Source organism: Shewanella pneumatophori, assembly GCF_023283895.1.
Lineage (GTDB): Bacteria > Pseudomonadota > Gammaproteobacteria > Enterobacterales > Shewanellaceae > Shewanella > Shewanella pneumatophori.
The window spans coordinates 51089-75018 of the sequence record NZ_JAKILB010000014.1 but is presented as its reverse complement, the minus strand read 5'-3'; the positions used below and the strand labels follow the sequence as shown (position 1 = coordinate 75018).

Sequence of the window (23930 nt, the reverse complement as noted above, 5' to 3'; positions counted from 1 at the left end):
GATTTACCCCATCATTTTTTCAATTGGCATAACCAAGATAGAGCTAGCACCGAGTTGGGTGAGTTGCTCCATCGTGTCCCAGAACAGATCTTCAGTGCTAACAGCGTGGATAGCTACGCGATTAGTGTCATCATTGAGTGGTAAGACGGTTGGGTTTTCAGCACCTGGTAGTAAGGCAACTATTTGATCTAAGGTTTCAGTTGGTGCGTGTAGCAAAATGTATTTACTTTCTTTGGCACGAACCACACCGTTAATGCGGGATAAGATTTTGTTGATTAGCGCTTGTTTATCATCTGGTTGTGATTGCGTTGATTGGATGATGCACGCCATTGAGCGGTATATCACTTCGGTCTCGTATAAGCCATTAGCTTCAAGTGTTGCACCTGTTGATACTAAATCACAAATGCCGTCAGATAAGCCTGCACGAGGGGCAACTTCTACTGAGCCTTTTAGCATGCAATCACGGTAGTTAATGCCTTTTTCTTGCATGTAGCGACGTAGCAGGTTGGGGTAAGAGGTCGCAATACGCAGGCCTTCTAAAGAGCTAGCATCTTGATAGCTAAACTCATTGGGTACCGCTAGCGATAGCCGACAAGCGCCGAAATCAAGCTCACGTAATTTCACGCAATCAGCAGGCTTACCCAAGGTTTGGCGCTCGATTTGCTCTTCTTCCAATACATTTTCACCAATGATCCCTAGGTCGACAACGCCGTCCATTACTAGGCCGGGAATATCATCATCGCGAACACGTAATAAATCGATTGGCATGTTGTCTGAGTGGGCGATAAGGCGCTGTTCATTAACGTTAAATTTAACGCCACAGCTTTTTAAAAGCTTCTGCGACTCTTTTGAAAGGCGACCTGATTTTTGAATAGCAATGCGTAATCTTGTTGACTGTGACATGGAATGTCCCTACTAGTTAATTTAAAAATTCTTATAAAACAATTCGTTAAGATAAAACCAAAAAACCCTTGGAATTCCTTCCAAGGGTTTTTGATATTTTTAAATCAACCGCCGGAAGGAAATAGTCCTCCGGCAGTAAGCTTCCGAAGGCTACCGCATATGGTGGTGATGATGGATAGAGTTCAAAAGCTGTGTCATATTCGTGTCTCTTTATCAGTTTAAATGCTGCTTAATATTTCGATGCGCAGCTAAATGCTATGTCTGTATTTCAAGGTTGAGCATTTAACGCAACAGTTTAAAGCCGCTCATTTGCTAACCTGTTATTTAAATTAATCAGTTTTAAAAATGATTGCAAGCGCTTATTTGAGCAGATGAGTAAACTTCATCTAAATGTCATTTAGGTCAATAACTGAACTAGTGGGACAATGAAAATCAACGCCACTGAATCGGTGGTGAGCTGTTTTCTGTGTCGATTTTTTTATATGGTGAACAATCAGCTTTGGTTTCAACATTGCCTTACTGTAGCTTTTATCGGCGCAAAAGAGTCTGATGAAAACAAAAGCTCATGTTGTGATTTGAATTAAGTTAAACTGACGACTATTAATCGCTATTTTTTACCACAGTAGGTTCTTGCACTCTTGAGCAGCAAATTACTCCAACACGTCGCATCCGCATTTTCAACCGATGGCGCATTAGCTCGCTCGATCAAAGGATTTAGTTGCCGTGATGTGCAAGTCACAATGGCGAAGGCTGTCACAGAGTCGATAGAAAGCCGCAACAATCTTGTCGTTGAGGCTGGCACTGGTGTAGGTAAAACATTTGCCTACCTAATTCCTTCGCTCTTAAGCGGCAAGCAAGTAATAGTGAGCACTGGCAGTAAGAATCTGCAAGAGCAGCTGTTTTATAAGGATTTACCCGCACTACTCGATATGTTTGGCTTAACGCCAAAAGTGGCTTTGCTTAAAGGGCGTAACAATTATCTGTGTCAGCACTTGATGGAAAAGGAGCTATCAGGCGCAAGCTCGATGGAAACTCAAGTACTGGATGATTTACTCAGGATCAATCAATGGGCGGGGCAAACCACAGATGGTGATATTGGCGGCTTAACCGCGGTCTCTGAAAACTCTCCAGCTATTCCTCTGGTTGTTAGCGCTAAAGAGACTTGTATAGGTCAGCGCTGTGATTATTATGACGAGTGCTTTACCCGTAAAGCTCGCAATAGAGCCAAAGATGCGCGCGTTATCGTGGTCAATCATCACCTTTTTCTTGCCGATAGAATTTTAAAAGAAACAGGCTTTGCAGAGTTGTTGCCTGATTCAGATGTGGTGGTTTTTGACGAGGCGCACCTTTTACCGGATATTTCAGTCACGTATTTTGGTCAGCAGTGCGCTACTCGGCAGCTTGCTGATGTATTTAGTAAACTTATTGATATTTATCGATTTGAGCTCAGAGATGCTAAGCAAATAGAGTTACTGAGTGCTCGCTGTGCAGCACTGCTTAACGAATGGCAGCAAGCGCTATATCAGCTTGGTGATACGGATTGGCGACGATTGCAATCAAACAAGGCCCTGTCTGTGCTTTCTTGGGGTTTAGTTAAAGAGATCAAGGCGCTGCAAAGTGTATTGCTAGGCCATGTTGGTCGCAGTGATGATCTTGATGATGAAATTGAAAAACTTGAAATATTAGCCAATAAGTTAGAGTCATTTTTCTTATGCGAGAACAATCAAGCCGCTTACAGTATTGACTATGGTCATCGATATCTTGTGCTACGCATTGCACCAATTGATGTCGCTAAAGAGTGCCGCAAATTGTTTGATTCTAATGTAGCTTGGATTTTTACGTCAGCAACATTACAAATCAACCGAGATTTAAGTTTGTTTACTCGGCAACTTGGTTTAAGCCAATCTAAAGAGATGTTGCTTGAAAGTCCTTTCGATTATCAAAATAACGCCCTTTTTTGCGTGCCACGGCATTTAGCCAGTGTTAATAATCACCATGCTGCATTAAGCCAATTTGTCGATGTGTGCGTAAAAGCTGTCAATGCAGCCAAAGGCCGCACGTTTATTTTGTTTACCAGTCATCGAATGTTAAATGCGGTTGCGCCAATATTGCAGCGGCGAGTTCATTATCCCTTGTTAGTGCAAGGGCAGGCGGGTAAGCAAAGTTTATTAAAAAAATATCGCCAACTCGGCAATGCGGTACTCCTTGGTACTGGCGCATTTTGGGAAGGCGTTGATGTGCGCGGCAAACTGCTAAGCTGCGTTATTATTGATAAACTGCCGTTTATTTCTCCCGATGATAATTTATTTCGCGCGCGCAGTGAAAGTATTGAGCGCGAAGGAAAAGATGCGTTTAGTGAAATCTCACTGCCGCAAGCGGTCATTACGCTTAATCAAGGCGTGGGACGTTTGATCCGTGATGAAAAAGATAAGGGGGTTCTGATTTTGTGTGATAACCGCATCGTCAATAAACCCTACGGCCAAGCATTTTTAAACTCTCTACCACCGATGGCAAGAACTCGAGATTTAGATAAAGCCACCGCATTTTTGGAGCAAATTAACTAATTTTCTAGATTAGAGATGGATTTCGATTATAAGTTTGGCCATTAACACTTAAAGCTAGAGCAAGAGTTGGGGTATACTCGCGGCATTCATTTGCCTTAATGTGGTGTTTATTATAACGATAAGCATGTAGAAGCTGAGGCTTAAGCATATTAAACAGGCGTTATCGTTATATAGTGGCATAACACGTGCTAATTGAGTCGCGAGCAACAGCCGAAACAGTTCGGTAATTGTTTTTGGATGAAGCTCTAGAACTCAAATATTATCAAAGCCTGAAGATTTAATACGCGTAATTATAAAGTTTGGTAACTAATTAAATGACAGATATAACCAAAGAAGCGATTTCACTGCGCATTCTTGCACTCGATACATGTACAGAGTCGTGTTCAGCAGCGGTCAGCCATAAAGGCGCAATCTATAGCGAGCAAGCTGATGCACCGCGTGAGCATAGCCAACGTTTATTACCTATGGTGAAGTCGGTTTTGGCTCAAGCTGAGTTAGCGCTTAAAGATGTTGATGTCATTGCTTATGGCAGAGGACCAGGAAGTTTTACAGGGATCCGTATTTGTACCAGCATTACGCAAGGGTTAGCTCTGGGCCAAGAACTGCCAGTTATTGGTATCTCGACACTGGCAGCCATGGCGCAATCAGCGATTGAAGATGGTGCTAAGCAAGTGCTTGCTGCAATCGACGCTCGCATGGGCGAAGTTTACTGGGGCCAATATATTGAGGTTAACGGTATTGCGACTTTAGTGAATGAAGAAGTTGTTAGTGCTCCAGAAGCAATGGTATTAAGCTTAGATATTGAGCAGCCAATTACGGCTTGTGGTACAGGCTTTGATGCTTTCCCGCAACTGTTAGCGCTGACAGATACATTGGTTATCAACGACAAGGCTAAGTTTCCTGAAGCAAAATATATGCTAGCCTTGGCACAAGATGGTGTTAACAAAGGTCTAAGCACAAGTGTTGATGACTTAGCGCCAGTGTATCTGCGAGATACTGTGACTTGGCAAAAGTTGCCTGGCAGAGAGTAAATCACTACTAGAAGTCACAACTCAGTGGTAAAAAAGCTCAGTGGTAAAAAAGCCCAGTAGTTAAAAAATCAGTAATGAATGATGACTTAAAGCTTATAGTCATATACAGCGTTAAGTCATCTGCTGGTAAAGAATAGCCTAAGCTATGTTTAGCGACATAAAGGACGATTGAATGCAGGTTAATTCGAGTCATTTAACAGCGGCTCACTCCACGACTAAAATAGACGTTAATAACTCTGTCAGCCATGTTGGTGCTAACGCAGCCCATAGCGTTGAAGCGTCGTTGCCAGTCGCTGCTCAGTCGTTAACCATTAATGCATATCAAGAAGATGCAGCAGCCTTGCAATCTAGACTTGGCGCCCATGTGGAATATGAAAATCAAACCGCGGGGCAAAGAGGCGCTGTTGCCGAGTATCTCATTCATCAGCATGCTGCCAAGCGCGAGGAGATCCAGCAAATGGTAGGCATAGATACCTATGCTTAGCTCTGACAGCACTATTCAGCCACAATCCACTTCAGGCGCTCCCAGCCGTACTCGCTTTCTTATTGAACTTTTCCTCGCTTTTATCGTTACAAGAATTCCTTTTGTCAGTGTGCCATTTAAATGGTTAGAGAGTTATTTTCACGAGCTTTCACATGCTTTAGCTACGGTGTTTTCAGGCGGTGTAGTTAGCCATATTCAGCTATTTCCAAACGGTGCAGGATTATGCTTTAGTCAGGGTGGTTGGCCAATGCTTATTGGCTTTGCCGGATACTTTGGCGCAGCGCTTTGGGGTTATTTAATTTTTATGTTTGCCACTTGGCCTAAAGGCATTCGCCTAAGTTTTGCCTTGCTCGGCAGTGCAGTTGTCTTAACGATATTACTTTGGGCGCGAGACTTTTTAACAGTCGTAATTTTAGCTTGTTTAGCAATATTATTTTTACTGCCACTAAAACTTAAGCAAAACCGCTTTTTAGCCAGTGGGTTAAGAGTTATAGCACTGATGATAATACTCAACGCGTTAGCCAGTCCCATGGTGTTACTAGGCCTAGAAGGGCAAGGTGATGCCAATATGCTGGCAGGGGAAAGCTGGCTACCAGCATGGTTCTGGGTGTTTGTGTGGTTAGCAACCAGTGCTGCAATGCTGTTTTTATGTTGGCGTAGGGTAGATAGCGCCGCATTAAAGCAAAAATAAATATCGGCTTATTTTTAATGCAATTTAACGAGCTGCAATATTATATAAAAATGTAAATCTCTGTTTATATGGGTTGGTTTTTTGCTAATCGACTGCTAGGTTGATGCCTGTTATATAAGGGAGAAAGACAATGAAAAAGACATTTATTGCAGCAAGTCTTGCGCTTGCTAGCACTTGTAGTTTATCGCTTTTTAGCGCCACTGTTAGCGCTCATGGCCATGAAGCACATAGCAATTCAGCATTACAAACCGCAGTGGACAGCGATTTTAGACAAGCTAAAAATAGCGCCCGAGATGAATATCGTCACCCCCAGCAAACATTAAGCTTTTTTGACATTAAACCTACCGATACCGTCATTGAGTTGTGGCCGGGAGGCGGTTGGTACGCTGAGATCTTAGCGCCGTATTTAGCTGAAAAAGGCCATTATGTTGCCGGTAATTTCGACACCAATCCAAGTGATGAAAAGCTAAAAAATGGCTATCGCGCTAAATCGGGTAAAAAGTTTGAAGCTTGGCTCACTGATAATCAAGCTAAGCTTGGCGCTGCGAGCACAGTCACATTCGATCCTCCAACTTATTACGCTATGGGTAAAGACAATAGCGTCGATGCTGTGCTTACCTTTAGAAACCTGCATAACTGGGCGATGAAAGGTTATCTAGAGCCTGTGTTTGATTCTGCCTACAAAGTGCTAAAGTCAGGCGGTACCTTTGGTATTGTTGAACACAGAGCCAATCCTGGAATGGACGCTAAAACCGGTTATATGGAACAGGCTGAAGTCATTAAGCTTGCTGAAAAAGCCGGCTTTACTTTTGTTGCTAGCTCAGAAGTGAATGCCAATGCAAAAGACACCAAAGATTACCCTAAAGGTGTGTGGACGCTACCGCCAAGACTGGCGTTAGATGATCAAGATAAACAAAAGTATCTCGATATTGGTGAAAGCGATAGAATGACGCTTAAATTTATCAAAAAGTAATTGTATAGATGCACTTAGTCTGCGAACCCGATAATGAAATAACCCTAGAGTTACCCCACATCACCTTAGCGGGGCGATTATGGGGGGCGCCAGATAAACCGCTGATTTTGGCATTGCATGGTTGGTTAGATAACGCTGATAGCTTTTTACCACTCAGCAAGTATCTAACTGACTATCAAATTTTGGCCATAGATTGGCCAGGCCACGGCGGCTCGCAGCATCGACCAGGTAGTTACCCATTACATTGGGTAGACTACCTTTACGATTTAGATGCGCTTATTGAAGTGTTAACTCATGTTGTTAAGCGCAAACCATTCGCTCTTGTCGGTCACTCATTAGGCGGTATTATTGCTTCGGCTTATGCAGCAGCGTTTGCCGAAAAAGTTGACAAATTGGTGCTTATTGAAGCACTTTCTCCTCTTTATGAGAGCGAGTCTAAATCTAAAACTCGCCTGCAAAATAGCTTTGCTGGACATAGACGGTTTTTAGCGACACAAACAAAACCTGCCAGTATTTACCGTGATATTGCCATTGCAGCCAATGCACGGCATAAATTAACCGCACTAGACCTGCAATGGTGCGAATTATTGACTCAGCGCAATATGCAAAACCTTGATTCTGGGGTATGCTGGCGCAGTGATCCTCGCTTAAAATTAGATTCCCCTTTAAGACTGACTTTTTCTCAAGTCGATGCCTTAATGCAAGCCCATACAGTCAATACTCTATTAATTTCTGGTAGCGGAGGTTTTCCTCAGTTGCAAGAGGCGATCCCGATGGCACATCGCTGGTTTAGCCGGTTACAAACTGTAGAGATTGATGGCGATCATCATCTGCATATGGGGAATGCGGCACAAGTTTCTGAGGCGATCAGAGACTTCTTAACGGCCTAGAAAAAAGAGGCTAGGTTTTTTGTGTCATTTATGTGATGATAATCAAAATTTAAACGCTTGTATGATTTATTGGCGTTGACTAAAAAATATAAAGACCAGACAGTGTTTTAGCTTGCTTACTTGGCAAGCTGCTAACAAGCTTTGCGGGTGTTTTACCGCAGGTGGAGAGATTAGGAGATTTTTGTGGACCAACTTTGGATTAATAATCTACCAGATGACGTGCCTTCTGAGATTGATATCGAACAATATGCATCACTAGTTGATTTGTTCGAAACCTCAGTCGCTAAAAACGCGGATCAACCAGCCTTTGTGAATATGGGCGCAGTTTTGACCTACCGCAAGCTAGAAGAGCGCAGTAGAGCCTTTGCGGCATACCTCCAAAATGAGTTAAAGCTAAATAAAGGCGACCGCGTCGCAATTATGATGCCGAACCTTTTACAATATCCTATCGCATTGTTTGGTATTTTGCGCGCAGGTATGGTGGTCGTTAACGTAAACCCGCTGTATACGCCACGTGAACTCAAACATCAGCTTAACGATTCAGGCGCCAAAGCCATTGTTGTGGTGTCTAACTTTGCCCATACACTCGAAAAAGTTGTGGCAGACACTCCGGTTGAAAGCGTTATTTTGACAGGTTTAGGTGACTTACTAAGCGCGCCTAAGCGCACCGTGGTTAACTTTGTTGTTAAATATATTAAGAAAATGGTGCCTAAGTACCATTTGCCACAAGCTATCTCAATGCGTAAGGCTTTATCTAAAGGCCGACGCATGCAGTACGTTAAACCAACGGTTAAGAAAGATGATTTAGCCTTTTTGCAATACACTGGTGGTACAACTGGTGTATCAAAAGGCGCAATGCTTAGTCATAGCAACGTAGTGAGTAACTTACTTCAAGCTGATGCAGCATACGGCCCAATGCTAGAGCAAGGCAAAGAGTTTGTAGTAACGGCTTTGCCGCTTTATCACATCTTTGCATTGACGGTGAACTGCTTACTGTTTATCCATAAAGGTGCTAATAACTTGCTGATCACTAATCCAAGGGATCTACCAGCATTTATTAGTGAATTAGAAAAACATCCATTTACTGTGTTGACTGGCGTTAATACCTTATTTAACGCGTTAGTGAATAACGAAGATTTCGCTAAACTTAACTTTAGTGAGCTTAAGTTATCGATTGGCGGCGGCATGGCTGTGCAGCGCGCGGTTGCTGACAAATGGCAGGGCTTAACCAAGACGCGGTTACTTGAAGGCTATGGCCTAACAGAAGCGTCACCTTTGGTGACATGTTGCCCTTATAACCTTGATGGCTACAATGGCTCAATTGGTTTCCCTGTGGCTAATACTGATATTCAAGTGCGTGACGATGAAGGTAATGTGCTAGCACAAGGCGAAACAGGTGAACTGTTTGCTAAAGGTCCTCAGGTTATGGTGGGTTATTGGCAGCGTCCAGAAGAAACAAGCAATGTAATTGATAAAGATGGCTATTTGGCTACAGGTGATATCGGCTACATGGACGAGCAAGGTTACTTCTTTATTGTTGACCGTAAAAAAGACATGATCCTTGTTTCTGGCTTTAACGTGTTCCCGAATGAAGTGGAAGAAGTAGTAGCTCTGCATCCTAAAGTTATCGAAGTGGCCGCTGTTGGCGTACCGCATGAGGTTTCTGGCGAGCTAGTTAAGGTATTTGTGGTTGCAAACGACAAATCTTTAACCAAAGAGGACGTAATTAAGCATTGTCGCGTGCATTTGACGGGCTATAAAATTCCTAAGCTGGTAGAATTTAGAGATGAACTGCCTAAAACCAACGTAGGTAAGATCTTACGTCGGGAATTGAGAGATGAGGCTAAGCAAGATTAACCTCATGAATCATAATGTGGTGAATGCCACTTTTGATTAGACTAAAGCCGGCGACAGCCGGCTTTTGCATATTTATGGAGTAGACAACTTTGTTAGCGTTTCAATATATTGAAGATGATGCCAGTTTAGCGGCCCTTGTAGAGCAATACCAAGAAGCTGATTTATTGGTGCTAGACACAGAATTTGTTCGTACTCGCACCTACTATGCAAGATTAGGTCTTATTCAAGCTTATGACGGTAAAACCCTGGCGTTAATCGATCCATTGGCTGTGAGTAATCTTGATCTATTTTGGCAACTGCTTAAAAAAGAAAGCAGCGTCAAACTTCTGCATTCATGCAGTGAAGACTTAGAAGTGTTTGCACACTATGGTCAGTGCCAGCCAACAAACCTCTTTGATAGCCAAATAGCTGCAAGCCTTGCAGGTATGGGCCACGGCTTAGGTTATGCCAAACTTGTTGAGCAAACATTAGAAGTCAGCCTTGATAAAGGTGAATCGCGTACAGATTGGATCAAGCGCCCATTAACTGAGGCTCAGTTAAACTATGCAGCCAATGACGTTTATTATCTTTATAAGCTATATCCGCAACTCGTGCAGAAACTAGAAGAGCAGGGCAGACTGGATTGGATTTATGAAGAGGGCGTGCGTATGACGCAAGGCCGTCTTGAGCAACCAGATCCAGAGACTGCTTACCTAAAAGTTAAAAATGCCTTTCAGTTAACCAGTAATCAACTGGCTGTATTACGCGATCTTGCAAGCTGGCGTTTAAAGCGCGCACTACAAAAAGATTTAGCGTTGGGCTTTGTTGTTAAAGATCATGCGCTAATTGGTCTTGCTAAAAAGCAGCCTAAAAATAGTAATGATCTCTATAAGCTGACCGAACTTACAGAGCAAGAAAAGCGTATTCATGGCAAAGAAATTTGCCGGATTATTGCCAATGTGAGTTTTGATAATCCACCTAAGCCGCTAGATGTGATAGCCCTTAAAACCGGCTATAAAATTGCGTTTAAGAGCATTAAAAACTGTATTACAGAGCAAGCAGAAGCTAACAATATTCCAATTGAGTTACTAGGTTCGAAGAAGTTTATCCACGAATATTTAGAGTGGATCTGGGCCAGTAAACAAGGCGATAAGCCACTAATTTTAACTGGGTGGCGTGAAGCCATTGTTGCTAATGCACTGAGTAAGTTAAAGCTATAATAAATATTAAAAAGCCCGCGATAGCGGGCTTTTTATTTGCTTAAACGAGCGTTAGTTTAAACAGGTTTTTAGTTTTGCTCAGGAAGCGTGACATTTAACTCAAGTACAGACAAGTTCTCGTCATTTTGATCAAGCTGGACAGAGACTTGATCTGGCCCGACTTGAACATACTTGCGGATCACTTCAATGATCTCTTGCTTCATTTGTGGGAAGTAATCCGGCGCGTCACGTTCTCCACGCTGGTGGGCGACAATTATTTGCAGTCGCTCTTTAGCAGTGACAGCCGTGCTGGGCTTTTTATTTGTTTTAAAGTAATCAAGTAAAGACATAATTAGCTACCAAAAATTCGTTTTAAGAAACCTTTCTTCTCTTCCGTAAGAAATCGGAAAGGCAGTTCTTGGCCTAATAACCTTTCTACAGCATCGCTGTAGGCCATACCTGCATCGCTTTCTTGGTCGATAATCACAGGTACACCAGAGTTAGAGGCTTTTAATACGGCTTGTGATTCTGGGATCACGCCGATTAATGGAATCGCTAAGATCTCTTCTACATCTTGCACACTTAGCATTTCACCGGTTGTTACACGAGCAGGAGAGTAGCGAGTTAGCAGTAAAAACTCTTTTACTGGCTCTACCCCTTCTTCTGCACGCTTAGACTTACTTTGTAACATACCCAAAATTCGGTCTGAATCGCGCACAGAGCTCACTTCTGGGTTTGTGGTTACAATTGCTACGTCAGCAAAGTAAAGCGCCATCATTGCGCCTGTTTCGATACCAGCAGGAGAGTCACAAATGATGTATTCAAACTCTTTAGCAAGATCTGCTAATACTTTACCTACACCTTCTTTTGTTAATGCATCTTTGTCGCGTGTTTGCGAAGCTGGCAATACGAAAAGGTTTGCAGTGCGTTTGTCTTTAATTAGTGCCTGATTAAGATTGGCTTCTTCGTTGATTACGTTAACAAAGTCATACACCACTCGGCGCTCACAGCCCATGATTAAATCTAAGTTACGTAGACCAATATCAAAGTCGATAACCACGGTTTTATGGCCTTTCATCGCAAGACCTGTGGCAATAGCAGCACTAGAAGTGGTTTTACCCACGCCGCCTTTACCCGATGTGACAACAATAATTTGCGCCATTTATACTAATCCTTTCAATATCTGCGCTCTTACAGAGGCAATGATTCAACCGTAAGCGATTCGCCTTCTAGGCGAATACAACCGCTTGGAGCGGCTCCGTTTTGCTGAAGATTCTCAGTTAACCAATATTGACCTGCGATCGATACCAGCTCTGCTTCAATTTTTTGTGCCATGATAACTGCGTTTCTGTCGCCAGCGGCGCCAGCCATCGCTTTACCACGCAATGTTCCGTATATATGGATACTGCCATCGGCGATAACTTCGGCCCCATTACCTACTGCACCTATGATGATCAAGTCAGCATTTTGCGCATAAACCTGCTGCCCGGAACGGACATTTTGCTTAACGATTTTGGTGGTTTTAGGTAATTGAGGTTGTGAAGCGGCTTCTTTTCCCGATTTTACAATCGCTAAACCAATTGCTTTTGCGTGTTTGGTTAGCGCTGCAGATGCACTAGTAATACCCACAACGATTAATTGACGACTGGTTAAAATCTCTTTTAAACCTAATATGTCAAAATTATCGTTTTGTATTGCGCTAAGATTTACCACTAAAGGTGCACCAATAAAAAATTGAGGTGCGATGGCGAGCTTTGCATCTAACTCAGCTGCTATAACTGCCATATCATCATTATTGATATGCAGTACAGAAAGAGTAAAAGAAGAGCCTTTTAATTCTAGGCTGGGTGTTTGCATTCCTGTATTGCTCTCTAGAAAAGTTCAGCGCAACGCCGATATCCATTATATTCCTAACGGACCATGGTATAGTGTGCATCCTTAGCTGGCAAGTTGAATAGTTTGGAAATTGAGTCGTATATGATCTGTGCAGTGTATAAAAGCCTTAGAAAGGCTGAAAGTTACCTTTTCGTTGAAAAACGTAATGATTTTGAACGTGTTCCTGAAGCATTAATGGCCATGTTTGGTGAGCCACAGTTAGTGATGATGCTGCCAATAGAAAAGCGTGACCATTTAGGTTTTGCCGATATTAAAAAAGTGAGATCTGAACTGAAAGAAAAAGGATTTTATTTACAGTTACCGCCTCCTGTTGTTAATTTATTAGAACAACATAAAAAAGACATCGGCTTTAATCCGGAATAATTCGAGGTAAAAGCTGTAAAAGGTGTTTACAAGGATATTTATGCTTTCAGGAAAACCAGCACTTGTATTAGTTAGTTGTTTAAGTGTTATGCCAGTTGCTGTGACTGCACAAGAGCCAAGTCAAAGTTCTTTTAGTGACTATATTGCTCTATTTAAACAAGAAGCAATTGAGCGCGGCGTGAGTCAACGGGTTGTTGATGATGTTTTCCCTAAAATAAAAATGTTCAAAAAAGCTCAGGGGCAATTGCCGCGAACAGATGCAGTTCCTGTGACGCTTGACACCTATCTACCACAAGCCGTGTCGCAATCTAAAGTCGATTGGGCACGTGCTTATTATAAAGAGTACAACCAACAGCTTAACGAGATAAGTAAGCGTTACGGAGTACAGCCACGCTTTATTGTTGCGCTTTGGGCTATAGATTCTAACTTTGGTCAATCAGCTGCAGACTATCCGGCGTTATCAGTATCAGCTTCTTTGGCCTATAAAGGTGAAGATGAAGCTTTTTATCGAGAGCAGTTTGTTAATGCGCTTGAAATTGTAGAGGGTGAGGGTCTCAAGTATGCAGATCTTAAAAGTAATGCCAAAGGCCAATTAGGGCTGTCAATACTAAGTCCAAGCCGCTATCAGACTTACGCGCAAGATGGTGATGGTGATGGCAAAAAGCAGCCTTGGAGCAACACAATCGACGCATTTGCATCAACTGCTTACTTTTTACAACAAGCAGGCTGGAATGCAGAGCAAACATGGGGACGACAAGTAAAAGTGCCCACATCGTTTGAGCAAACGTTGACAGGCTTTGATACTAAAAAGAGCTTTAACGATTGGCAAAACCTTGGTGTGCGCCGTTTTAACGGTACAGACTTACCCAAGCGTGATGACATGTTGATATCGATGATCATGCCTGATGGTGAAAGTGGTCGTAAATACTTGGTTTACGATAATTACCGCAGATTAACCACTTGGAATGATGCTAATTATTTCGCAATAACCGTTGCTTATTTATCTGAACGTATTAAAAATCCCGCCATTATATAACTCATAATCGTTAGCTTACTGGCCAATTCAGCTCTGTCTTATTTGGCTAGAGTCTGCGTAGTTGCTGTTTTTTCGCAGCAAAAGCAGCCTGCTACTGCTCACAAAATCGATAAATGCTGTGGCGGACGTGCTATATCGCAGTAATGTCCGCTGGGCAGTATTGCTCCGTCCCTGTATAATGCGCCGCTAATTGATTGGTGTGAGTGAAGACGTAAACATGGCATTTTGGAACGAAAAAACCTTAGCACAGATGAGTACTGAAGAGTGGGAGTCATTATGTGATGGTTGCGGTAAGTGTTGTTTGAATAAACTTATTGACGATGAAACCGAAGAGCTATATTACACCAATGCAGCCTGCCAGTTACTCGATAATCAGGCCGGCCATTGCCAAAATTACTCAGAGCGATTTAAGTTTGTACCAAGTTGCACCAAAGTGACAGTTGATAATATTGAGTCCTTAACTTGGTTGCCGGACAGCTGTGCCTATCGTCGTTTATTTGTTGGGCGAGATCTGCCGACTTGGCACCCTTTAAAAACAGGCTCGAAACAAGCAATGATTTTAGCGGGTATGTCTGTTGCAGGTAAGGTGACATGTGAAACTAAAATTCGAGATATTGAAGATCACATTGTGCTTTGGCCAATGAAAGATGTTGAATAATTGAAACGCGCCTAAACACTGTTGAGACGATATAAAAAACGCCCTATTTGATAGGGCGTTTTTGTTTGTATCTGGTAAGGTGAGTATGCGTTAGACCGACTTTTTCAATGCTGGGATAAAGAAAATCGCTAAAGCAACTAAGTAGACGCTAAAAGCGAGGATCATATATTGCCCCATTGTCACACCCATAAACTCCCAGGGGATATCCGTGCACATTCCCGTTGGCATAAATACCGATGGTAGCCATTCATGTAGCTGCAGCCAGCTTGGAAATTCTGGTAAGTATGAGCAGGTCGCAAAAGGAGACGGGTTAGTTTGCATATCAACTAGCTCAATCGCGAGTTTAAGCCCCCAGCCTGCACTGACTCCCCATGCGGCTAGGCCAACAGCTCGTGCCACGCGAGACTTATGGCCAATTACGCCAATTAATCCAGCAAACACTAAGCCGAATACCGCTACGCGTTGATAGATACACATTACGCACGGACTCAATTCCATAATATATTGAAAGAATAGGGCGGCCAGTTCTAGTGCTATAGCCGATGACATCAAGATCAGCCAGGCGGCGCGCGAGTGGGCAAAGTTGGTTAGTGCATTCAACGACAAAGTCTCCATTGCAAATAAAAAAACGCCCTATTGAATAGGGCGTTTTCTATGACTAACTATTTAGAAAATAGTTCAGATAAGCTTATCAATGTGATGATACTACACCATCTGCAGCTGCTTGAGCAGAGTGATGGATTAACATTTGTGTATCATAAAAGTATTGAGTCATCTGTTCTAGCGCGCCTAGCTGAATAGCAAGTACACCAACGATAGATAATACGATGGTATATGGCAGTGCCATCCACACCATTCTGCCGTAAGACAGGCGAATGAGTGGAGCGATTGCAGAAGTTAGCAAGAATAGGAATGCTGCTTGACCGTTAGGCGTAGCAACTGATGGTAGGTTAGTACCTGTGTTGATTGCTACAGCTAATAGGTCGAATTGATCACGAGTAATTTGGCCATTTAGAAGTGCAGCTTTCACTTCGTTAATGTAAACCGTACCCACGAATACGTTATCGCTTACCATTGAAAGTAGACCGTTAGCAATGTAGAAAATAACTAACTGAGTGTTACCTTCGTAGCTTAGTGCCCACTGAATCACTGGTGCAAATAACTGCTGGTCAATAATTACAGCAACGATAGCGAAGAATACTGCTAATAGCGCAGTAAACGGTAGCGCTTCTTCAAAAGCTTTACCTAGTGCGTGTTCGTTAGTGATGCCGTTAAATGCAGTCGCTAGAATGATTACAGATAGACCGATTAGACCCACTGAAGCTAAATGTAGCGCAAGACCAGCGATTAACCACACACCAATGACAGCTTGGATTAATAGCTTAACTTTGTCATGTTTAGTGCGGTTTGCATCTTCATGAGCATCGTAGTCAGAAAGGATTTTATGAACCGCTTCTGGTAGTTGCTGGCCGTAACCGAATACCTTGAATTTCTCAACTAAGAAACAGGTAGTAATACCAGCAAAGAATACTGGAACGGTTACTGGAGACATACGGATAGCAAATTCAGCGAACTGCCAGTTTGCTTGCGCCGCAATAATTAGGTTTTGTGGTTCACCAACCATGGTACAAACACCACCTAATGCAGTACCAACACCGGCATGCATAAGTAGGTTACGTAAGAAACCACGGAAAGATTCTAATTCTTCTTCACATAGCTGATTTTGGCCATCAGAAGTGTGGTCATGGCTTTCGCCAAAGCTCTTGCCTGATGCAACTTTGTGGTAGATAGAGTAGAAACCTACTGCAACTGTGATGATAACCGCGATAACAGTTAACGCATCTAAGAATGCAGATAGGAATGCAGAAGCCATACAGAACAATAAAGATACTGCTACTTTTGAGCGTACTTTAGTGATCATCTTAGTAAATACAAATAGAAGCAATTGCTTCATGAAGTAAATACCAGCAACCATGAAGACTAGTAGTAGAACGACTTCAAGGTTTGCTTCAATCTCATGCAGTACTTGGCTTGGCGATGTCATGCCAATTGCAACTGCCTCAATCGCTAATAAACCACCTGGTTGAAGTGGGTAGCATTTTAGGGCCATAGCAAGAGTGAAGATAAATTCAACAACTAACAGCCAGCCAGCCACAAACGGATTAAAGTAAAATACGATTGGGTTGATCACTAAAAACGATATGATCGCGAGTTTGAACCACTTTGGTGAATTACCCAAGAAGTTGTCAAGAAACGCCCGACTCATTGTCACAGGCATGGAATCCTCTCTATTTATATATAGTTGCTAATAACAAAGCATTAATGGAATTTGCTATAAGCCATAGTTAAGCCGATGCTAAAGATAAAACCTTTTTGAAAACTTAAAAAGCCCATAATGGCGAAACAGCTATCTATATCAAATAAATGTGATTTAAAATGTGCCGTTAGCGCAAAAAATGAGCGGTCTAACTGTTTTCTGTATTTAGTCGCTATCAATTAACGCGGTTTTAGTTTTCATTTTTTCCTGCTCTGGTATGATCTGTCAAAGAACAACACTAATAATTGGATAGAGTAGGCTCATGATCATCAATGCCAAAGGCCCTGCAAGTTTTGCAGAGAAGTATATTGTACGATCCATATGGGAAAATAAGTTTCCTCCAGGCTCTATTCTCCCTGCAGAGCGCGAGTTATCAGAATTAATCGGTGTCACCCGCACAACCTTACGTGAAGTGCTTCAGCGTTTAGCACGTGACGGTTGGCTGACTATTCAGCATGGCAAACCTACCCGGGTTAATAATTTCTGGGAAACTTCGGGTCTGAATATTCTTGAGACGATTGCCGAACTTAACCCAGACGGTTTCCCTGAACTGGTTGACCAATTGCTTTCAGCAAGAAGCAGTGTCAGTGCCATCTATTTTAGAGGTGCGATTCGCAATAACCCTGAAGAAGCGGTTGCTGCGTTATCTCAACTGGATGAACTTGAAGATACCGCGCTTGCTTATGCTGAATTTGACTATCAATTACAGCACACCTTAGCGTTTTCATCAGGAAATCCTTTATACGTATTAATTCTTAACGGCTTTAAAGGCTTGTATAGCCGAGTCGGTCGATACTATTTTTCTAGTGCTGAAGCACGCGCTTTAGCAATGGAGTTCTATAAAGAGCTGCAGCAATTAGCTATCGCGAAAAATTATGCTGATGTGCCAGCATTAATGCGTACTTACGGTATTAACAGTGGCGTAATGTGGCAGAGCTTACGCGATGATATGCCTGTAGAGCTGGGTCATTCTGACAATTAACGACCTAGCTGAAAATAATAAGCCATCCTTGGGATGGCTTTTTTGTGTCTGCTTTTTAGGGGTTAAAGGTTTAAAAATTCAAAGATTTTATTGTTAGATACGTTGTTGCTTAATGGCTTTGGCTTTGGCTTTGGTTTTGGCAAGGGCAGAAGGGCAGAAGGGCTGTATGCTTTTGCTTATTTAGCGTTAAAGATGAACTCATCGTTTAAGCTGTGATGAGTTCAATCAAGATGTGAACGAACGCTATGCTTACCGCCCACAAATACAACTATAGGTCAAAGCTGTAATAGATATCTAAAGACTGCTCAATTGTGCCTGAAACGGTTTCAAGATAAAGCTGCGATAGTAAGTAGTACCTTACTGTCATCTCATAGCCTGGATTGAATACTCCGACGCCATATTTGACCATTAAGTTATCACCAATAAAGCCACTAATAGCAAAGCGGCCGTCATCATTGGCATCTAGCTGTACATTTGAAAAGCCAATTTTTTCGATGATCCCTGTGGCGGTATTGCCGATATTACCGATTGCGCCGCCGCCAATTTGGCTGCTTAGTGTTAATGCTGCGCCCATCATTAAGCCGCTGTTTTGATCAACACTGTTATTGCTTAAACCTGTGCCGCGGACAATATAATTTAATATTTCTGCCTGCTCTTTGGTTGGGTTAGAAAATAGGTTCACAATGGGCTTCATTGGCGTACCAGTAATACGTACGCCGGCAATGACATCTTCATCCTTGATTTCGCGTGCAGCTTCAATATTGAGGTTAGGCACATCGATAGGGCCAATAAACTGCATTTCACCTGCACGAATTTCAAGGGTTTGCCCCATAAACTTGTAGTTGCCATCAACGACTTTAATTTCACCGAACATGAGCGGTGGCCTAAAAGGGTCTTGTTTGAGTTCGAGTTTCCCTTGTAGCTTGCCTGTTAGGCCCATACCGTCGACTCTTAGATTGTCACCAACATTGAGGTTAACTTGTGCAGAAACCGCTAATGGCGACACTTTGGCTTCCTTTGAGGCCAAGCTGTCTTCAAACACTACATCTTTTGAAACCGCAATACCGCCTTCTGGGAGCTGGACTATGGTAATTTTTCCTGATGGCACATTGATATCGCCGGTTACATCAAAGGATTCGTTGGTAAATTTAACCTTTAAGTCGGTGCCTACATTTAAAATGGCTAGAGGAGGCTGAATAACAGCAAGATCTTGGCCTTTTATATCAAATGCGCCTTTAAGTTTCTGTTGCGCCCAATCTAATTGACCATCAACATAGGCGAGGCCTTCGCCCATTTTTAGTTGGCCGTCTATTTGCGCTTTTTTACCAGCAAAGATGAAATCAAGGTCGATATCCTCAAGCAGAGTAGGGTTAGCCGTTGCCATAATGGCACCGTCGTTCAACGCGATTTCACCAGAGACCTGTGGGTCGCTTAAACTGCCTGCAACACTTAATTCACTTGATATCACTCCCTCCAATACTTCAAGTTCGGGTACCAATACCGCCAGCGCTTTTAAGTTGATTTTATGCAGTGAGAACTGACCTCTCATGGCTCTATCTGGAGTCACATTTATGCCTAAGTTAGCATCCATACTGGCAATTTCATGGGACTCGAGAGAGATAGAGGTTTGCAGCTGCTTTTCATCAAGCTGGCTTTGAAGCTGTACAGACTTATATCCAACAGTAACGTTACTATTGTTAGTTGCCTTAAAGTCAATATTCCCTTCCGTTAGTTGTAAGTCTAGATTGCCGATAGGCTTTTTATCTGCAAACCACTCAAGATTAGATTTAAGCGTGGCAGGTCCGGTCCAATCAAGACTCTGCGGTAACCAAGGTTCGATTAACTTACCAATATCACCGTTAAACTCGAGACTCGCTTTGCCATTAAGGCCTAATAAAGTGTCGTTTTGCGCACATAACTTGCCATCTCGATGCGACAGGCAAAATGGCTCTAAATTACCGGTTTGTTTGGTAAGTGAGTACTGAACCTCAATGGGGTTATCAAGGGCAATATCACCTAGCTTAGAACTCAACGATAGCTGATTCACTTGAGCTGTTATCTGTTGTTTTTTATCGTTATATTGACTATTTATTGCGGTATTTAAAGCAAGATCGCCAACAGAATTAAGCTCAACTGATTGGCTATTTAAATCACCTTGGCTGTAAAAGGTAATGCTGTCTAAATTAAGATCTTGGTAGGTAAACTCTTGCAAGCTTAAGTCGGCATTAAAGCCATGATTATCAAAGGGCTTATAGTTACCGGTTAACGTTAGACTACTTAGCTCCATCGCCAATAACTGTAGGTCCTGAGCTGTTAGGTTAACCGCGAGATCTGGATGTTCATTTTCACCTGACACCGCAATATCAGCATTGACGGAGCCATTCGATTGCGCCTGCCACAAGCTTAGATCTGGAATAGTTAACTGGCCATTTAGAGCCCACTGTTTATCTACAGTGCCTTGAACGTATAAGCGGCTTTGCAGCGCATTGACATTTAATCCTTTAGAGCTGAGGTACCATTTATGGTTAAGTGATAGATCGCCGTCAACTTCAAGTGGATAGTGCATCACATGGCCGTTTAATTTGGCATTACTGATCGCAACAGCCCAACTGCTATCGTTTAAGGTGACTTGACCATTCGTATCGAGTGGGCCTGTGATATCACTTGTTGGCAGTGGGCTATCTTTGGTAAAAGTCAGCTGGCTAATATCAAGGTTTTGTGCTGCAACTTTGGCATTCCACGCGAGTTTTTCACCATACTCAAGTGAGCCTTGTAAGATTACTTCACCAAGCTTGCTGTTTGCCGCATGTAGTTTGCTGAAATCAAGATTGCTACTTTGATGACTGAATTGACTATCTACATCAATAGGTGGCTGAAATGGCGACGAAAACAGCGTTTGCAGAGAGACATTTTGCTTTTGTAAGTTCCCCTCACTTTCAAGCTTAATATTTTGCGCTACATAGTCGGCTTGCTTTAGTGGCCACTGTAATTTGTTAGCACTTAAATTTATCGTATAAGGGATCTGCGGATTAGCAAGTTCGATACTCGAGTCGATATCAAATTCAAACTGACCACTACCCTTAATTTGACTTTTAAGCTGCTTAAATCCTTGGCTTATGCTGATGTCTAGATTTTGGTTTTCAAGCTCTGGCACTTCAGCAACTTTTGCCAGTTTAAAGCTTGCTTTTATATCCATTGGGTAGTCGTCAATCAGTGACATTTGACCGACTAAACTCGCATTACCATAAGTATGTTTTGCTTTAAAATCGTCGATATTGATTAGAAATTGCTGGTAACTGCCGCTTAAATGCAAGTTACTGAAATTATCTTTTCTTGGACCAAGAATTAGTTCACCGTTGTCGATGTCTAATGTTTCAACAAATACCGGAATAGGCATAAAGACTTCAGGCAAGTTTGCCATCGCCCAATCTTGCAGCTCATCTTGGGTTTTACTGTCTACTTGTTGGCTGTTAGTCGTTTGTTTTTCATCAGCTACAGGTGTGGTTGCTGATGTGTGTAGTGGAGCTTTTGTAGCAGCGATAGGATCTGGTGCGGCACTGCTGTCAGCGTCGGCAAATGGAATAGAAACTAATAGACCTTCTGAATAGATGGAACTTGCACGGATCCCAGTCGATAACCATTCAGCACTTAAATTGAGCTGATTAGCGTTAAAATCCATGTCATTAACCCGTACCGTTACGTTTTTTAGCGCGCCACTATTTAGGGTGATGCCAAAGGGCAGGGTGATCTCTTGGTTTTCTGCTGTAGTGTTATCGAGACTTTCTTGTTCATCAAGATTGTTATCGCTAGCAGTTTCATCGTTCTCAGAACCAATTAAGTGAGTGTCGATTTCGACATTGACTTTTGAGCTGGCTAATTGCTCAACACATAACTGCTTTTGCATTAAACACATAGGGTTCCAAGCAAGTACTAGATCGCTTATTTCAACTGTCACGCCATTCATTTGCCAAGCGCCGTAGTTAAGCTCTAGCTGACGGTTTATTTGTCCTGATTTATAGCTAAGCTCAAGATCTGGTACCAACATATCGGCAAGCTTTACGGTAATGTGGCTGCCAAACTCTGTACCAATTAATACTGCAACGCTGATTAATAGCAGTAATGGTGCATAGATAATGATCCGGCTGCAAAGTTTAAACCAACGCCATATGCGTAAACGGTAGCTCATTTTATTCGGGCAAGCCTCAGCTTCTGTTGGGCTTGTATTGTCGTCAGGAGCTATCATAACTCGGCTCCCATTGTGATATGAATGCGCCATGGTCTGCTTATAGTGTCTGTCTCTTTCAGACCAACACCTACGTCAAATTTGACCGGACCAATCGGTGAAATCCAGTGAATACCCGCACCGACAGAGGTAACTAATTCAATTTGGTTTACATCAAATGCGTTACCAGCATCGATAAATGTCGCCACACGCCAAGTCGGCGTGACATAGTATTGATATTCGATACTACCGACCATTAAGTAGCGACCACCTACAACTTCACGTAAGATTTGGCCATCTTCATTAATTGAGTCAATTGATGGCCCTAGTTCATTATAACTATAACCACGAATGCTCTGATCACCACCGGCAAAATAGCGTAATGAAGGTGGAATGTTTTCAAGTGAGTTATTGCTAGTTAGGTTTGCTGCCATATCAAGACGCGACACAATTCTGTGCTTATCAAAGAATGTCTCAATCCATTTAAATTTGGTTTGTAAGCGAGCGAGTCTAACTTCAGAGCCTAAGCTTGGATCGGCATATTCAAGGCTATAGAACTGAAAGAAGCCCGATTTAGGGTCTAGCGAGTTATCGCCACGAGTGGTTTTAGACAAACTTGTACCAAACAACACATAGCGAGGATCGTAATCAACGCCTGATTGCTGGTAGCTCTCTTTCATTACTTCCGCCGAATAGTTAAATAACCATTTGCTTTGTAGTCTTTGTTGGCGAATAACCGCAAACAACATTTTTGATGACTCAAGTTGGCCAGTATTATTAAATTGGCGTTCATCGCTGTCATATACCTGAGTGACACCATACTTGTCGCGCAGCATACCAATACGTAGCTTTAACTGGTCATCAAGTGGATGAGTTAAAGGAATGGTATAAGTGGTCAAAAACTTAGGTTTGTCTGGTGACCACTCCGCAGTAGTTTCTTGGGAGTGGCCATATTTGTTGATTTGTGGCGTTCGCCAAGTGACTCGCACCCGAGGTTCAAGGTTGTTATCCACTGTATTACCAATATCAGCACCTAAACCTAATTCAATTGAATGATTTGGCCTTGGGCTAAGTTCAACTCGAATAGGAACTTGGAGTCCTTCAACTTGTTCAACTAAAGGCAATACTTTGATGTTGGAGAAGTATCCTGTATCTAATAATTGGCGGTTAAGTTGCCCAAGGTTACCTGTGCTGTAGGGGGCATCAAGTTTAAAAGGCACTAACTCATCAAGAATTTCAGGCTCTAAAGTGTGGCCTGTAAAGGTCACTTCACCAATATGATAACGTTGGCCTGAGTCATAATATAAAGCGATTTTTGCAGTATTAAAGTCGCGGTCTACCACGATTTCAGCAAGATCAAATTTACCGTCAAAATAGCCTCGAGCAAGCGCTAACGTCAGTAGTTGCGATTTTATGTCGTCATACACGCCATGGTTGAGTCTATCGCCGGGTCGAATTGTTAATTGACTCAACCATTTTTCAAACAGTGGATCGGTTTGCATTTCGCCTTTAACTTGAATATCTATCCAGCTTATTAGGGTTGGCTCACCGGGAGTGATGGTTAAATTGAGGCGCCACGGCTTGTCACCATTATTAATAACATCTTGAGTGACCTTGCTATGGTAATAGCCCATTGAGTGCATCGCGGCTTCAATGTTGTCTTCAGCGTTAAAAATAAAGGCTCTGCGCTGTACACTAGACTCAGGTAGGCTACCTAAGTGAGCTTTAATATTGGTCGCTAATGCCCCTTTTACACCTTTAATATTGATGCTTAACCAATCGTCTGCTCGAACGGAAAATGTTGCCAAAGATAAACTGGCAAGTAATAAAATTGAGACTAGTAATCGAAACAAACTTATCAACAAAAATCAGACTCTTATTATTG

20 protein-coding genes and 1 other annotated feature are annotated in these 23930 nt (G+C 42.5%); of the genes, 12 read left to right on the top strand and 8 right to left on the bottom strand.

Annotated features, from left to right (window positions below):
• Positions 1-3 precede the first annotated feature (3 nt).
• Positions 4-903, bottom strand: coding sequence for an ATP phosphoribosyltransferase (gene hisG, locus L2740_RS17810; RefSeq protein WP_248951413.1), 900 nt, complete (start codon positions 901-903; stop codon positions 4-6).
• A gap of 56 nt (positions 904-959) precedes the next feature.
• Positions 960-1078: a sequence feature (His leader region), on the bottom strand.
• 463 nt (positions 1079-1541) lie between these two features.
• Between hisG and L2740_RS17805 the strand changes: the two genes are divergently transcribed.
• The 8 genes from L2740_RS17805 to rnd all read left to right on the top strand — a co-directional run bounded on the left by L2740_RS17805 (position 1542) and on the right by rnd (position 10592).
• Positions 1542-3467: a DNA repair helicase YoaA gene (locus tag L2740_RS17805; RefSeq protein ID WP_248951412.1), complete on the top strand. Its 1926-nt coding sequence runs from the start codon at positions 1542-1544 to the stop codon at positions 3465-3467.
• 314 nt (positions 3468-3781) lie between these two features.
• The gene (gene tsaB / locus L2740_RS17800) at positions 3782-4498 is read left to right on the top strand and encodes a tRNA (adenosine(37)-N6)-threonylcarbamoyltransferase complex dimerization subunit type 1 TsaB (RefSeq protein WP_248951411.1); all 717 of its coding nucleotides are present in this window, start codon (positions 3782-3784) and stop codon (positions 4496-4498) included.
• A 172-nt stretch (positions 4499-4670) separates the two neighbouring features.
• Complete coding sequence (locus L2740_RS17795) at positions 4671-4982, top strand: hypothetical protein (RefSeq protein ID WP_248951410.1); 312 nt, start codon at positions 4671-4673, stop codon at positions 4980-4982.
• Positions 4975-5673 carry a M50 family metallopeptidase gene (locus tag L2740_RS17790; RefSeq protein WP_248951409.1) on the top strand — a complete coding sequence of 233 codons (699 nt, stop codon included), beginning with the start codon at positions 4975-4977 and terminating at the stop codon, positions 5671-5673. The genes L2740_RS17795 and L2740_RS17790 overlap by 8 nt, the downstream gene beginning before the upstream one ends.
• Positions 5674-5803: 130 nt before the next feature.
• Positions 5804-6646 (top strand): class I SAM-dependent methyltransferase, encoded by an 843-nt coding sequence (locus L2740_RS17785; protein WP_248951408.1) that lies wholly within the window; start codon positions 5804-5806, stop codon positions 6644-6646.
• Between the two features lie 8 nt (positions 6647-6654).
• The gene (locus L2740_RS17780; RefSeq protein WP_248951407.1) at positions 6655-7536 is read left to right on the top strand and encodes an alpha/beta fold hydrolase; all 882 of its coding nucleotides are present in this window, start codon (positions 6655-6657) and stop codon (positions 7534-7536) included.
• 183 nt (positions 7537-7719) lie between these two features.
• The gene (gene fadD / locus L2740_RS17775) at positions 7720-9393 is read left to right on the top strand and encodes a long-chain-fatty-acid--CoA ligase FadD (RefSeq protein ID WP_248951406.1); all 1674 of its coding nucleotides are present in this window, start codon (positions 7720-7722) and stop codon (positions 9391-9393) included.
• 89 nt (positions 9394-9482) lie between these two features.
• Positions 9483-10592 (top strand): ribonuclease D, encoded by a 1110-nt coding sequence (rnd, locus tag L2740_RS17770; RefSeq protein WP_248951405.1) that lies wholly within the window; start codon positions 9483-9485, stop codon positions 10590-10592.
• A gap of 68 nt (positions 10593-10660) precedes the next feature.
• Here rnd and minE read toward each other — a convergent pair whose 3' ends face one another.
• From minE to minC, 3 genes are read right to left on the bottom strand one after another with little or no spacing between them, the layout of a single operon-like run.
• Positions 10661-10921: a cell division topological specificity factor MinE gene (gene minE, locus L2740_RS17765; protein ID WP_248470561.1), complete on the bottom strand. Its 261-nt coding sequence runs from the start codon at positions 10919-10921 to the stop codon at positions 10661-10663.
• A gap of 2 nt (positions 10922-10923) precedes the next feature.
• Entirely contained in the window at positions 10924-11733 is an 810-nt protein-coding gene (gene minD, locus L2740_RS17760; protein WP_248951404.1) for a septum site-determining protein MinD, read from the bottom strand.
• A 29-nt stretch (positions 11734-11762) separates the two neighbouring features.
• A complete protein-coding gene (gene minC / locus L2740_RS17755) occupies positions 11763-12428 on the bottom strand; it encodes a septum site-determining protein MinC (protein WP_248951403.1) in 666 nt (221 codons plus the stop codon).
• A gap of 120 nt (positions 12429-12548) precedes the next feature.
• Between minC and L2740_RS17750 the strand changes: the two genes are divergently transcribed.
• The 3 genes from L2740_RS17750 (at position 12549) to L2740_RS17740 (ending at position 14524) form a co-directional block, all read left to right on the top strand.
• Positions 12549-12830, top strand: a complete 282-nt coding sequence (locus tag L2740_RS17750; protein ID WP_248470697.1) for a YcgL domain-containing protein — start codon at positions 12549-12551, stop codon at positions 12828-12830.
• A gap of 40 nt (positions 12831-12870) precedes the next feature.
• On the top strand, positions 12871-13866 hold the full coding sequence (locus L2740_RS17745) for a lytic murein transglycosylase (protein ID WP_248951402.1): 996 nt from the start codon (positions 12871-12873) through the stop codon (positions 13864-13866).
• Positions 13867-14083: 217 nt separating this feature from the next.
• Entirely contained in the window at positions 14084-14524 is a 441-nt protein-coding gene (locus tag L2740_RS17740) for a YcgN family cysteine cluster protein (protein WP_248951401.1), read from the top strand.
• Between the two features lie 90 nt (positions 14525-14614).
• Here L2740_RS17740 and dsbB read toward each other — a convergent pair whose 3' ends face one another.
• A complete protein-coding gene (dsbB, locus tag L2740_RS17735; RefSeq protein WP_248951400.1) occupies positions 14615-15124 on the bottom strand; it encodes a disulfide bond formation protein DsbB in 510 nt (169 codons plus the stop codon).
• Positions 15125-15215: 91 nt separating this feature from the next.
• Positions 15216-16802, bottom strand: coding sequence for a sodium/proton antiporter NhaB (gene nhaB, locus L2740_RS17730; RefSeq protein ID WP_248951399.1), 1587 nt, complete (start codon positions 16800-16802; stop codon positions 15216-15218).
• Between the two features lie 301 nt (positions 16803-17103).
• Here nhaB and fadR point away from each other — a divergent pair, with 301 nt between their 5' ends.
• Positions 17104-17823 (top strand): fatty acid metabolism transcriptional regulator FadR, encoded by a 720-nt coding sequence (fadR, locus tag L2740_RS17725; protein WP_248470552.1) that lies wholly within the window; start codon positions 17104-17106, stop codon positions 17821-17823.
• A 268-nt stretch (positions 17824-18091) separates the two neighbouring features.
• Here the strand turns inward: fadR and tamB are convergent, their stop codons facing one another.
• Positions 18092-22066, bottom strand: coding sequence for an autotransporter assembly complex protein TamB (gene tamB, locus L2740_RS17720; protein ID WP_248951398.1), 3975 nt, complete (start codon positions 22064-22066; stop codon positions 18092-18094).
• Positions 22063-23910 (bottom strand): autotransporter assembly complex protein TamA, encoded by a 1848-nt coding sequence (locus L2740_RS17715; protein WP_248951397.1) that lies wholly within the window; start codon positions 23908-23910, stop codon positions 22063-22065. Before L2740_RS17715 ends, tamB begins: the two co-directional genes overlap by 4 nt.
• Positions 23911-23930 lie beyond the last annotated feature (20 nt).